Annotated in this window: 9 protein-coding genes; 4 read left to right on the forward strand and 5 right to left on the reverse strand. The window is 64.2% G+C overall.

What is annotated here, in order from left to right:
- Nucleotides 1-12 precede the first annotated feature (12 nt).
- Entirely contained in the window at nucleotides 13-1,470 is a 1,458-nt protein-coding gene (locus tag B4400_RS19855) for a M20/M25/M40 family metallo-hydrolase (RefSeq protein WP_078312296.1), read from the forward strand.
- Between the two features lie 184 nt (nucleotides 1,471-1,654).
- A complete protein-coding gene (locus B4400_RS19860) occupies nucleotides 1,655-2,095 on the forward strand; it encodes a universal stress protein (RefSeq protein WP_078312297.1) in 441 nt (146 codons plus the stop codon).
- A 27-nt stretch (nucleotides 2,096-2,122) separates the two neighbouring features.
- Here B4400_RS19860 and B4400_RS19865 read toward each other — a convergent pair whose 3' ends face one another.
- Nucleotides 2,123-2,800: an MBL fold metallo-hydrolase gene (locus tag B4400_RS19865; protein ID WP_078312298.1), complete on the reverse strand. Its 678-nt coding sequence runs from the start codon at nucleotides 2,798-2,800 to the stop codon at nucleotides 2,123-2,125.
- Nucleotides 2,801-2,953: 153 nt separating this feature from the next.
- Between B4400_RS19865 and uvrA the strand changes: the two genes are divergently transcribed.
- Together uvrA and B4400_RS19875 are read left to right on the forward strand one after the other, a co-directional pair.
- Nucleotides 2,954-5,908 (forward strand): excinuclease ABC subunit UvrA, encoded by a 2,955-nt coding sequence (uvrA, locus tag B4400_RS19870; protein ID WP_078312299.1) that lies wholly within the window; start codon nucleotides 2,954-2,956, stop codon nucleotides 5,906-5,908.
- A gap of 10 nt (nucleotides 5,909-5,918) precedes the next feature.
- The gene (locus tag B4400_RS19875; RefSeq protein WP_078312356.1) at nucleotides 5,919-7,400 is read left to right on the forward strand and encodes an AMP-binding protein; all 1,482 of its coding nucleotides are present in this window, start codon (nucleotides 5,919-5,921) and stop codon (nucleotides 7,398-7,400) included.
- Here B4400_RS19875 and B4400_RS19880 read toward each other — a convergent pair.
- The 4 genes from B4400_RS19880 to B4400_RS19895 form a co-directional block, all read right to left on the reverse strand.
- On the reverse strand, nucleotides 7,357-7,617 hold the full coding sequence (locus B4400_RS19880) for a hypothetical protein (protein ID WP_078312300.1): 261 nt from the start codon (nucleotides 7,615-7,617) through the stop codon (nucleotides 7,357-7,359). The genes B4400_RS19875 and B4400_RS19880 overlap by 44 nt on opposite strands.
- A 32-nt stretch (nucleotides 7,618-7,649) precedes the next feature.
- Nucleotides 7,650-8,969: an alpha/beta hydrolase gene (locus tag B4400_RS19885; protein WP_078312301.1), complete on the reverse strand. Its 1,320-nt coding sequence runs from the start codon at nucleotides 8,967-8,969 to the stop codon at nucleotides 7,650-7,652.
- 133 nt (nucleotides 8,970-9,102) lie between these two features.
- Nucleotides 9,103-12,375, reverse strand: a complete 3,273-nt coding sequence (gene lysX, locus B4400_RS19890) for a bifunctional lysylphosphatidylglycerol synthetase/lysine--tRNA ligase LysX (RefSeq protein WP_286151400.1) — start codon at nucleotides 12,373-12,375, stop codon at nucleotides 9,103-9,105.
- A gap of 85 nt (nucleotides 12,376-12,460) precedes the next feature.
- Nucleotides 12,461-12,811, reverse strand: a complete 351-nt coding sequence (locus B4400_RS19895; RefSeq protein WP_078312303.1) for a DUF1844 domain-containing protein — start codon at nucleotides 12,809-12,811, stop codon at nucleotides 12,461-12,463.
- Between the last annotated feature and the right edge of the window lie 15 nt (nucleotides 12,812-12,826).

Consider the following 12,826-nt stretch of genomic DNA (forward strand, 5'->3'; position numbering starts at 1 on the left):
CGTCACGGGTGTATGAACGAAGCCATGCATCGGATTCTCGCCCTGACCGCCGCCGTGCTCACCATCGCCTCCTGCGGGACACCGCAGAATCAGGGCTCACCGGCAAGTAGCGCTCCCTCCGCCACCGACGATCGCGGGGCGTTTCGCGATCTGTATCGGGAGTTGATCGAGACCAATACCACCGCATCGCAGGGGAGTTGCACCGAGGCCGCACAGAAGATGGCCGACCGTCTCAAGTCCGCCGGATACGCCGACAAGGACCTGGTGCTGTTCAGCCCGCCCGATCACCCCAAGGACGGCGGTCTTGTCGCGACGCTTGCCGGGTCCGATGCGGGTGCCAAACCCATTCTGTTGCTGGCGCATATCGATGTTGTCGAAGCCAAACGTGAGGACTGGAAGCGTGATCCGTTCACCCTCGTCGAGGAGAACGGATACTTCTATGCCCGCGGTGCCGAGGACGACAAGGCAATGGCCGCGATCTTCGTGGACAGTCTCATGCGGTACCGCGCAGAGAACTTCGTGCCGAAACGTCCGATTCGCGTGGCCCTGACCTGCGGTGAGGAAGGTGGTGGGCAGGTCAACGGTGCCGAGTGGCTCCATCAAAACCGGCCCGAGCTCGTGGACGCCGAGTTCGTCGTCAATGAAGGTGCCGGCGGCGACCTCGGCGAAGACAACAAACCCATCCTGCTGGAGATCCAGGCGGGCCAGAAGATCTACCAAGACTTCACCCTGGAGGTCACCGACGAGGGTGGACACAGCAGCCAGCCCCGGCCGTTCAACGCGATACAGGCACTCGGGGCCGGCCTGGACCGGCTCGCCGCCGCGCCGTTCCCCGTCCAGCTCAACGACGTGACCCGGGCGTACTTCACGGCACAGGCCCCGCTGCAACCGGGAGAGGTGGGTCACGCGATGTCGGCGATTGTCGCCAACCCGCAAGACCCGGCGGCGACATCTGTGCTGTCCAGGAACCCGTTGTACAACGCGATGCTGCGCACCACCTGCGTCCCCACGAAAATCGAAGGCGGACATGCCAACAACGCGCTACCGCAACGCGCCACCGCGAATGTGAACTGCCGCATACTGCCCGGCAGCGGCGCCGGGTCGGTTCAAGAAGCGGTTCAAGGGGCCATCGTGAAGGCCGTCAATGACCCCAAGATCACGGTGAAGCCCACCGAGGCCTTCCGCACCAACGTGGCCAGTGTTCCCCCGCTGACGCCACGGATCGTCGATCCCATCAAGGCCGTCGCCGGATCGATGTGGCCCGGTGTACCGCTGGTCCCCACCATGTCCACCGGAGCAACCGATGCCATCTACTTCGGGAAGACTCCGGTGTATGGCCTCAGTGGCATATTCGCCCAGCCCGGAGAGACCCACGCGCATGGCCTCGATGAGCGAATCCAGGTGAAGTCCCTGTACGACGGACGGGCATTTCTCTATCAAGTCGTCAGGCTTTACTCCAACGGTGCATGACCGCGTGGCGTAATGACGCGTGATCGTCCTCATATCCGGATTGAGGCGCAGGCCATACCTGTACGCGCACCCGGCGAGGGAAAATCACGCGCATAGCCCGACACAATCAGCCAAATGGCGCATGGCCGGGGCCCTTCCCGGCTAATCTCATCTGGCCTGGTCAAATGGAACTGGAGGACCTTTCATGAGTGCATACAGCACTGTCGTTGTCGGTACCGACGGATCGGATTCGTCGTATCGGGCGGTCGACCGCGCTGGAGCCATCGCGGGCGCTGCCGGTGCCAAGCTCATCGTCGCGACCGCGTACTTCCCAGAGAACAACCCACACTCGGCCGATGTACTCAAGGATGACGCGTACAAGGTCACCGGCAAGGCACCCGTCTACGACATCCTGCGCACCGCTCGCGAGCGCGCCGGAGCGGCGGGCGCGACGAGCGTGGAAGAACGCTCGATCGAGGGAGCGCCGGTGGACGCGCTGCTGGATCTGGTGGTGGATTCCAAGGCTGATCTGCTGGTCGTCGGCAATGTCGGTCTGAACACCATCGCCGGACGCCTGCTGGGTTCGGTTCCCTCCGATGTCGCGCGTCGCTCCAGGTGCGACGTGCTGATCGTTCACACCACCTAAGACCCGGCGCGCGCGAACGGGGCCGGCTTACCAGCCTCGTTCGCGCCACTCGCCGAGCGATCCGCGCTCGGCGCCCAGGGTGGTGTCATCTCCATGTCCGGGGTAGACCACCGTGGAATCGGGGTACGTGCCGAATAGGCGCTCGCCGACATCGTCGAGCAACTGATCGAAGTCTTCGGGGCTGAAGGTCTTTCCGACACCACCTGGAAAGAGCGAATCCCCGGTGAACAGGTGGGTCACACCGCCGGCGGTGAACGCCAGGGCCACCGAGCCCGGCGTGTGCCCGCGCAGGTGGATCACATCGAAATGCAGGTCGCCGATATCGAAACTGTCGCCCCCCGCTAGCAGCGTCGTGGGGTGCACCGGAAGCGGTCCGGCATCCAAATCATGCGCGGCACTAGGGGATTGGGTCTTGTCCACGATCGCCTCAAGGGCCTGCCAATGATCAAAGTGTTGATGTGTGGTGACAATGAGTGCGACGTTCGGGGCGTTCTCGTCCAGCAGAGTGGCCAGCCGTTCCGCATCGTTGGCGGCGTCGATCAGCAGTGACTTGCCGGTATTCGCGCATGTCACGATGTATGCGTTGTTGTCCATCGGCCCCACCGAGGCCTTGATGATGGTTGCGCCGTCCACGGTGCGACGAGCCACGCCGGAGCCCGGCTCGATGTGGCCCGAGTAGTCGTCATCGATGGTGATCGAGGTCATGGTTTCACCGTAGTGGCCCCTCGTGACGCGAGGGTTGTCGGTGCCTCGTCCTAGCATGGAGTCGACGACTCGGCCCGCCTGGATTCCGCATGGGACTACAGGGGCTGAGCGATGCGAAAACACCTGCACATTGGGCAGTGTGAAAGGAGACAGGTGGCCGACCGTCTGATCGTGCGGGGCGCGCGTGAGCACAACCTGCGCGGTATTGACCTTGACCTACCCCGAGACAGCCTTATCGTCTTCACGGGTCTCTCCGGATCCGGGAAGTCGAGCCTGGCCTTCGACACCATCTTCGCCGAGGGACAACGCAGGTACGTCGAGTCGCTGTCCGCGTACGCCCGCCAGTTCCTGGGGCAGATGGACAAGCCCGATGTCGATTTCATCGAGGGGCTGTCTCCCGCGGTCTCTATCGACCAGAAATCCACCAACCGCAACCCGCGGTCCACCGTGGGCACCATCACCGAGGTCTACGACTACCTGCGTCTGCTGTACGCGCGGGCCGGCACACCGCATTGCCCGGTATGCGGGGAGAAGATCGCCAAGCAGACCCCGCAGCAGATCGTCGACCAGGTGCTGGACATGGAGGCGGGCCTGCGATTCCAGGTGCTCGCTCCCGTGGTGCGCACACGTAAGGGCGAGTTCGTCGATCTCTTCGAACAGCTGAACTCCCAGGGATACAGCCGCATTCGGGTTGACGGCGTGGTGCATTCGCTCACCGATCCGCCCAAGCTCAAGAAGCAAGAGAAGCACGACATCGAGGTAGTCATCGACCGTCTCGCCGTCAAGAGCAGCGCCAAACAGCGCCTGACGGACTCGGTGGAGACGGCCCTGCGCCTTGCCGACGGCATCGTGGTACTCGAGTTCGTCGATGCCGATGAGGACTCTGCGCAGCGCGAACGCAGGTTCTCCGAGAAACTCGCCTGCCCCAATGGCCACCCGCTCGCCGTGGACGATCTTGAACCACGGTCGTTTTCCTTCAACTCGCCCTACGGCGCCTGCCCCGAGTGCACCGGGCTGGGAATCAAGAAGGAAGTCGACCCGGACCTGGTGGTCCCCGACCCGGACATGACCCTCGCCGAGGGCGCCATCGCGCCCTGGTCGATGGGCCAGAACGCCGACTACTTCGTCCGCCTCATGGCCGGGCTGGGCGACGCCCTCGGATTCGACGTGGACACACCCTGGAAGAAGCTTCCGGCCGCAGCCAAAAAGGCGCTCCTGGACGGCTCGTCCGAGCAGGTCCATGTCCGATACAAGAACCGGTACGGCCGCACGCGTTCCTACTACGCCGAATTCGAAGGCGTACTGGCCTTTCTGCAACGGCGCATGGAGCAGACAGAGTCGGAATGGGCCAAGGAGCGCTATGAGGGTTTCATGCGGGACATCCCGTGCCCCGAGTGCAACGGGACCCGGCTCAAGCCGGAAATTCTTTCCGTCACTCTGACCGCCGGAGAGCACGGCACCAAGTCGATCGCAGAGGTCTGTGACCTCTCCATCGCCGAGTGCGCGCAGTTCCTCAACGGGTTGACACTCGGGCACCGTGAACAAGCCATCGCCGGGCAGGTACTCAAGGAAGTCCAGTTCCGGCTGGGCTTCCTGCTGGACGTTGGCCTGCAGTACTTGTCGTTGTCGCGCGCTGCGGGCACGTTGTCCGGTGGCGAGGCACAGCGCATCCGTCTGGCCACTCAGATCGGCTCGGGGTTGGTGGGTGTGCTTTATGTACTCGACGAGCCGTCGATCGGTCTGCACCAGCGCGATAACCGCAGACTCATCGAAACACTCACGCGGCTTAGGGATCTGGGCAACACGTTGATCGTCGTGGAGCACGACGAGGACACCATCAAACACGCCGACTGGGTCGTCGATATCGGACCGGCCGCGGGGGAGCACGGCGGGCAAGTGGTGCACAGTGGCACCTACGCCGAGCTGCTGAAAAACAAGAACTCCGTCACCGGCTCGTATCTTTCTGGCGCGGAAAGCATTCCGCTGCCTCCGATGCGTCGCACGATCGATTCCAAGCGTCAGGTCACGGTGGTCGGCGCGCGTGAGCACAACCTCAAGGACATCGACGTCCCCTTCCCGCTCGGGGTACTGACCTCGGTCACCGGAGTGTCCGGTTCGGGGAAGTCGACACTGGTCAACGACATCCTCGCCACCGTGTTGGCCAACAAGCTCAACGGTGCACGCCAAGTGCCCGGGCGACACACCCGGGTGACCGGGTTGGACCAGGTCGACAAGCTCGTACGGGTCGACCAGTCGCCGATCGGCCGCACACCCCGTTCCAATCCCGCGACCTACACCGGGGTCTTCGACAAGATTCGCACGCTGTTCGCGGCGACCACCGAGGCCAAGGTGCGCGGTTATCAGCCCGGCCGGTTCTCCTTCAACGTCAAGGGCGGTCGCTGCGAGGCCTGCACGGGTGACGGCACCATCAAGATCGAGATGAACTTCCTGCCGGATGTGTACGTGCCATGCGAGGTGTGCCACGGCGCCCGCTACAACCGGGAAACGCTCGAGGTCCACTACAAGGGCAAGACCATCGCGCAGGTGCTGGACATGCCCATCGAGGAAGCCGCCGGATTCTTCGAGCCCATCACCTCTATCCACCGGTATCTGAACACGTTGGTGGAAGTCGGCCTGGGCTATGTGCGGCTGGGACAGCCGGCTCCGACGCTCTCCGGCGGTGAGGCGCAGCGCGTCAAGCTGGCCGCCGAGCTGCAGAAGCGCTCAACGGGCAAGACCGTGTACATCCTCGACGAGCCCACCACCGGTCTTCATTTCGAGGACATCCGCAAGCTGCTCACCGTGATCAACGGTCTGGTCGACAAGGGCAACACCGTCATCGTGATCGAGCACAACCTGGATGTCGTGAAGACGTCGGACTGGGTCATCGACATGGGCCCCGAAGGTGGATCGGGCGGCGGCACCGTGGTGGCGCAGGGCGCACCCGAGGCGGTGGCACAGACCGCGGGCAGCTATACCGGTGAGTTCCTGGCAGACCTATTGCCCAAGCCAGTCAGGAACGGTAAGACCCCCGCGAAGGCCCCGGCCAAGAGCACTGGAAAGCCGCCCGCCAAACCGCGTACCAGGAAGGTTGTCACGCCGGTCTAGGGTGGCATTCATGACTGACGCGGCAGTTGGTGAACCGTTCGTTCGTATCCTCGCCAACCTCGCGGAATCGTCGCCGGATGCCCCGGCGATCACCTGCGGTACCGAGTCGGTCACGAGGGCGGAACTGGAGCGTCGTGCCACCGCCTTGGCACACGCGTATCACCGCCTCGGTGTACGGCAGGGCGACCTCGTCACCATCGGATTGCCCAACTCGGTGGAGTTCTTCGCCGCTCAGATCGCGGTATGGAAGCTCGGCGCCACCCCTCAGCCGGTGTCGTGGCGCCTGCCGCTCGCGGAACGCCGGGCAATCGTCGAGCTCGCCGATTCCGCTCTCGTGGTGGGGGTGGACCCGGCTGATCATCCGGATCGCGTGTGTGTGCAGGCAGGATTCGAACCCCTAGCCGAAGATCAGGCCGCCGGGCCATTGCCTGAGGTGGTATCGCCGGCCTGGAAGGCGCCGACCTCCGGAGGCAGTACCGGGCGCCCCAAGATCATTCTCGCCCCCAGTCCCGCAGCCATCACCGGCCCGGCTGCCGGTGAGATGATGGGCATGCTGCCGGGTGATGCCCAGCTCGTCGCTGGTCCGCTGTATCACAATGCGCCGCTGATGTTTTCGTCATACGGGCTGCTGCTGGGCCATCATCTGATCGTCCAGCCGAAGTTTGACGCGCTGCAAGCGCTCGAACTGATCGACACACACAAGGTCACCTGGTTGCAGGTGGTACCCACGATGATGTCGCGAATACTGCGTGAGGTTCGGCAGCATCCCGGTCAATTCGACCTGTCCACCATTCGGGTGCTGTGGCACATGGCCGCTCCGTGTCCGGTGTGGCTGAAACAAGCATGGATCGATCTGCTGGGCCCGGAGGTGATCTGGGAGTTGTACGCCGGCACCGAGGCCATCGGCGGAACCATCATCACCGGACCGGAATGGTTGGCCCACCGCGGCTCCGTCGGCAAGCCTGCGCTCGGTGAACTGACGATCCTGGACGAGGAGGGAAATCCGTTGCCTTCCGGGGAGGTGGGAGAGATCTTCATGCGCCCGTGGGAAGGGACTCCCAAGCCCTACAAATACCTTGGCGCTGAGATCAAGCGGGTCGGAACGTGGGAATCCATCGGCGATCTCGGCTGGCTTGATGACGACGGCTACCTCTACATGAGTGATCGCCGTACCGACCTGATCGTGACAGGCGGAGCGAATGTGTTTCCCGCGGAAGTGGAATCCGTCATGAACGGTTACCCCGGAGTGGTCGACAGTGTCGTCGTGGGCCTACCCGATGACGACCTCGGGCAGATCGTGCACGCGGTTGTACACGCCGAGGGAAACGTGACCGAAGACCAGCTGCGCGACTACCTGCTCGACGAGATTGTCCGGTATAAGGTTCCGCGCACCATCGAGTTTGTCGCGGAGCCGCTTCGTGAGGACTCAGGCAAGGTGCGGCGCAGCCTCATTCGCGAGCAGGCGATTGCCCGTCGGGCCGCGACGGGCTAGCTTCCTCACGCATCGACCTGCGGATTTCCTCGAGCCGCTCGGCCGCTGCGCGGGCCCTGGCGTCGAACTGCTCCTCGACCGCGCGGCCCTCGTCGCTCTCGGCGTCCAGCTCAGCGGACCCGGCAGCCGTGCCGGATCGGGTTTCGATCTTCTCGCGCACCGACTCGAAGGTCGGCACACCGCTGTCGGTGTATCCCGGATCAGGCGTATCGGACATACCGCTCGACGCTACTCCGCCGCGCAGAACAGTCAGCGCGGCAACGGCACATCGGGCACCGTGGGCGTGCCGATCCGGCCCGCCATCCAGGGGAGCGCCGAGGTGAACGCCGTCTGCGCGAACGGCCATTTGTGTTCGCCGGGCTTGTGCTGCACCGTGCATGAGATCCCTTGCGCCGCACCAATCTCGCATAGGCGGTGCGCGGCACGGTCCTGATCGCTCAGTGGAACAGAGGCCGAGGCGCCCGGTGCCGCTCCGGTACTGGTGAGCGCTCCGGACCCCGCTCGGTGCAGTCCGTTGACGTCGAACCATCCGGCGGTGTTCGCATACCGCCCGTGACGTGACATCACCGTTGCCGGATCGAACTGCTCCCACGCCGACGTGTCACCGCCGAAAAGACGGGCAATGGTCTGTGTCTTGTTGCCGGTATTCGGCGACATGTCACCGGCGATGTCCTCGAAGGTGCTGAACAATTCGGGGTGTTTGACGGCAAGCGTCACCGCGCACGTGCCACCCATCGACCAGCCCACCACGCCCCAGTTCTGCGGCCGTGGACTGACTCCGAAGCGCGACACCATGAACGGGACAACGTCCTTGGTGAGATGGTCGGCGGAGTTGCCGCGCGGGCCGTTCACACATTCGGTGTCGTTGTTGAACGAGCCACCGGCGTCGACGAACACCATGACGGGCGCGTTCCCGCCATGCTGGCTGGCGAAGGCATCCGCCGCCTCGACCGCGTTCCCGCTGCGAATCCAGTCACTCGGGGTGTTGAACTCGCCGCCGATCATCATGATTGTCGGCAGCTGGGTGCGGGTGGAGTCGAACCAGGCCGGGGGCAGGTAGACGATCTCCTGGCGATGGCGAAATCCACTGGCATCGGCCGGGATGTCCACCGGTACGAGCTTGCCCTTCGTCATCGTCGGACCGCGGCGCTCCTCGCGAGCGGCCGTCACCGTGGCCATATCGGCCTGGTTGGGCAGCGGGCCGGCGGTCAACTGTGCCCAGCCGGACTGGACGCTGCGCACGTATCCCGTCCATTGATTCAGCATCAGCGATCCTGAAAGGAGCGCGAGCGGCACCGCGGTGATCGCGACCGCGCGACGCCACCAGTGCGCCGTGCGCCAGCCCACCAACAGGACCGTGGCGGCCACTCCGGTGAGTGCGATCCACACCCACAGCATGAGAGGGGCAGGATTTCCCCTATCGGCCCAGCCCTCGGAGTTGATGTACCAGTACGCCCACACGGCAAGCGTGGCGCCGACGGCCACCGCTACGGGTAACCAGCGCTGAAACCACTGACGACTACGCAGTCCTATCGCGATGACGAGCGCAAAACCGGCAATGACCTGCATGGAGACGGGGAAGCTCCCATGTAACAACGAGATGTCATGACCGGACACGCACCCATGATGGCCTAGTTACCTGTGAATTGTCTGTCAGGTATTTGACGAGTCCGGATACGGAATGCGAACGGATTCGCCGTGGTTACCGGGGTTTGGCGAGCGGGAACGGCAGGGTCTCGCGAATGCTGCGCCCCGTGATGAGCATGACCACGCGGTCGACCCCCATACCCATACCGCCAGTGGGCGCCATCGCGTACTCCATCGCACGCAGGAAGTCCTCGTCGAGTTCCATGGCCTCGGCGTCACCACCCGCCGCGAGAAGTGACTGCTCGTACAGGCGTCGCCGCTGCTCCACCGGGTCGGTCAACTCGGTGTACGCGGTGCCGAGCTCGACACCCCAGGCCACCAGATCCCACCGCTCAGCAAGACCGTCGATGCTCCGGTGCGGGCGCGTCAGCGGGGACACCGACACCGGAAAATCGCTGTAGAACGTGGGTGTGGTGGTGTGCTTTTCGACGAGCTGCTCGTAGAGCTCGAGCGCCAGGTGCCCGGCATCCCATCGCGGATTGAACTGCACCTCCGCTGACCGGCAGAACCTTTGCAGCGTAGGCACTTCCGTTGTGGCATCGACCTGTTCGCCGAGGGCTTCCGAGATCGCCTGGTGCACCGGGATGATCGGCCACTCGCCGCTGACGTCGACGGGGATCAGCTTTCCGTCCGCGCCTTCTCCGCCCGCCCGCATCACCACTTCGCTGCCATGCGCCGCCTTGGCGGCGTTCTGGATCAGCTGTTGGGTTGTCTTGGCCCAGGTCAGATAATCGGCATGAGCCTGATACGCCTCCAGCAGGGTGAATTCGGGATTGTGGCTGAAGTCCACACCCTCATTGCGGAAGGCCCGGCCTAGTTCGAAGACCCTTTCCACGCCGCCCACGCAGAGTCGCTTGAGATACAGCTCGGGCGCGATGCGCAGATACAGGTCCAGGTTGTAGGCGTTGATATGCGTCAGGAATGGGCGAGCGTTGGCTCCACCGTGCACCTGCTGCAGGATCGGCGTCTCGACCTCTAAGAATCCCTGTGACAGCAAGGTGTTGCGCAGCGACGTGATGATCGCGCTGCGCGCCGCGATCTGATCTCTGGCCTCGGGGTTGATCGCCAGATCAAGGTATCGAGCGCGCACTCTTGCTTCGGGGTCGGTGAGACCCTTTCGCTTATCGGGCAACGGATGCAGGCACTTACCGATAATTCGCCACGATCGCACCAGTACGGACCGCGTGCCATTGTGCGACTGACCCATGACCCCACTGGCCTCGACCAGGTCGCCGAGATCGATGGCAGCGGTGAACTCTTCATGCAGGAGTGGGTCGTCGATGAGTAGCTGTACCTCTGCCGACCAGTCGCGCAGCTGCGCGAAAAGCACACCGCCATAGTCACGGATGCGCAGCAGGCGACCGCTGACGACTACCTCGGTACCGTCGGCGGCGGCCAGCGCCTCGGCAACGGTGTGGCTGGGCGGCGAGCCGACCGGATAGGCGTCGATTCCTCGCTCCTGCAAGGCCGCAAGCTTGCCAAGCCGCACCTTCACCTGCTCGGGGATCCGCTGCAGTGCCGTTGGCTGAGGCGGCAGGTCGGGCGCGGTGCCATCGTGGTGCAGCAGTCCGGTGGCCACGATGGCCTGCGGCACCGCACTGTATTGACCGGTGTGCCTTGGCTTGTCGCGGTTGCCGAACGGCAAGACCAGGAACCCCTCGGCGATCACCGAAGCGATGCCGATCCGGGGGATGAGCCGGGCGTCCTCGTAGCAGGCGAATCGAGGCACCCATTCGGGTTGATACTTCACGTTGGAGCGGTACAGCTGCTCGAACTGCCAGAACCGTGAGGCGAACATCAACACCGAGCGCCACAGCCGGAGCACGGGGCCCGCTCCGATACGGGAGCCGTCCGCGTAGACCGAGCGGAACATCACGAAGTTGAGAGAAACCCGGGTGATTCCCATGGCCTCTGCCCGGGTGAGTAGCTCGGTAACCATGAATTCGATGGTGCCGTTGGGCGATTGACGCGAACGGCGCATCAATTCGAGGGACACCCCATTGGCTCCCCAGGGCACCAGTGACAGCATGGCGACGGCGTTGCCGTCGGGGTCGACCGCCTCCACCAGCAGGCAGTCACCGTCGGTCGAGTCACCCAATCGCCCGAGGGCCATCGAGAATCCGCGTTCGGTATTGCCGTCGCGCCACATGTCGGCGTTGGCGATGATCTGTTTCGCCTCGTCCGCCGTCAATTCACGATGGCGGCGGATACGCACCGACAGTCCCGAGCGCCGGGCGCGGTTGACGGCCTGGCGGACCGCCGCCATGTGCGGACCTGATATCGAGAATGACCGCGGGTACAGGATCGCCTCGTCGCCGAGTTCGAGTGCGTTCAGGCCGTGTTCGCGGTAGGCGAGCGCACCCTCGGCGCTCGCGCCCATCACCGCGGGCGCCCAGCCGTACGCCTGGCATACCTGTAGCCAGGCGGCAATGGCCTGGCTCCATGCTGTTTTGTCCCCGATGGGGTCCGCGCTGACCAGGCAGACGCCGACCTCCACGCGATATGTCACGGCCGCACGGCCGTTGGGCGCGAAGATCACCGCCTTGTCGCGCCGTGTCGCGAAGTATCCGAGGGAATCGTCCTGCCCGTACCGATCCAGTAGACCCCGAATCAGGGATTCGTCGTCGCCGGTCAGCGCATTGACCGCGCGCTGGGAGCGGAAGAGCACCACGGCCGCGGACATCAGGGCCAGCGCCCCAAACAGACCGAAGAGCCAGTTGAGGAACAGATGCGGATGACCGTCGAAGAACTCGTGGCCCGCGAGGGAGAACCCGGCCACACGGTTCAGCGCCCACCAGAAGCGATCGGATCGCGCCAAGGTCCCCGGAAACATCTCGGTGAGACTCCAGGCGACGACTGTTCCGAGCGTCAATCCACCGATGAGCACGGCAACGGCCTTGACCGTCGCACCGCGCCGCACCTTCGCGTAAAACTCATGCCGCGCGAGGATCAGCAGGATGATCGTGCCGCCGTGGAGCACCAGCCCAAGGATCTCGACGGTGTCGCGATGCTGAATGAAACCGCCGATATTGAGGGCCGACAGCACCGACAGGTTGATCAGCAGGATCCACCACGCCATGCTCTTGCGCACCGCGAGTGCCGCCGCCAGCAGTGACAGCACGAAGGCCCACGCGAGGCTGGTGTCCGGCCAGTCGAACAGATACTCGTCGATAAATGCCCGGGGAACCTGTGTCAGGTGCCGGATGATCGGCGAGATACTCGACAGGAAGATCATCGCCGCGAAGACCCCGACGAGCCACCCGAAGAAGGTCGGTACCCAGTGCAGTGTCGAGGTGGGTGAGGGAATCGGCTTGGGGGTCTTGCCAATTCCCGGGCCGGCTAGTGGCGGTGAGACAGAAACCTCAGATGTCACCTAGCGAGGATAGGCCGTGTAGCTGGGAGTTCACTGACGCTCAGCGCAAGTACTTCTCGCCGGGCCCCTGGCCGGGTTCGTCCGGGACGGCGCTGGCTTCGCGGAACGCCTTCTGCAGACTCTGCAATCCATCGCGGATCGGCGCGGCGTGCGGGCCCAGGTATTCGACCGAGGCCGCCACCAGACCGGCAAGTGCGGTGATCAGCCGGCGGGCCTCGTCGAGATCCCGATGTGGGCTTTCGTCGGGATCGGGGGAGGACAGGCCCAGTTTCTCGGCACTGGAGCTCATCAGCATCACAATGGCCTTGGTGATCACCTCGATCGCCGGGATATCGGCGAGCTCGCGGATCGACTCGGTGAGGGGCTCGTCGTGGTCAAGGTCATCGGTCACGGCTGCTAGACTGTC

Origin of the sequence: Mycobacterium sp. D16Q13 (genome assembly GCF_002013375.1) — a bacterium.
GTDB lineage: Bacteria > Actinomycetota > Actinomycetes > Mycobacteriales > Mycobacteriaceae > Mycobacterium.

Excerpts from the sequence above, each read along its gene's own strand:
- B4400_RS19875 (WP_078312356.1), top strand. The coding sequence starts at position 5,919 with ATGACTGACGCGGCAGTTGGTGAACCGTTCGTTCGTATCCTCGCCAAC.
- B4400_RS19885 (WP_078312301.1), bottom strand. The coding sequence starts at position 8,969 with ATGCAGGTCATTGCCGGTTTTGCGCTCGTCATCGCGATAGGACTGCGT.
- B4400_RS19855 (WP_078312296.1), top strand. The coding sequence starts at position 13 with ATGAACGAAGCCATGCATCGGATTCTCGCCCTGACCGCCGCCGTGCTC.
- B4400_RS19860 (WP_078312297.1), top strand. The coding sequence starts at position 1,655 with ATGAGTGCATACAGCACTGTCGTTGTCGGTACCGACGGATCGGATTCG.
- B4400_RS19880 (WP_078312300.1), bottom strand. The coding sequence starts at position 7,617 with ATGTCCGATACGCCTGATCCGGGATACACCGACAGCGGTGTGCCGACC.
- B4400_RS19865 (WP_078312298.1), bottom strand. The coding sequence starts at position 2,800 with ATGACCTCGATCACCATCGATGACGACTACTCGGGCCACATCGAGCCG.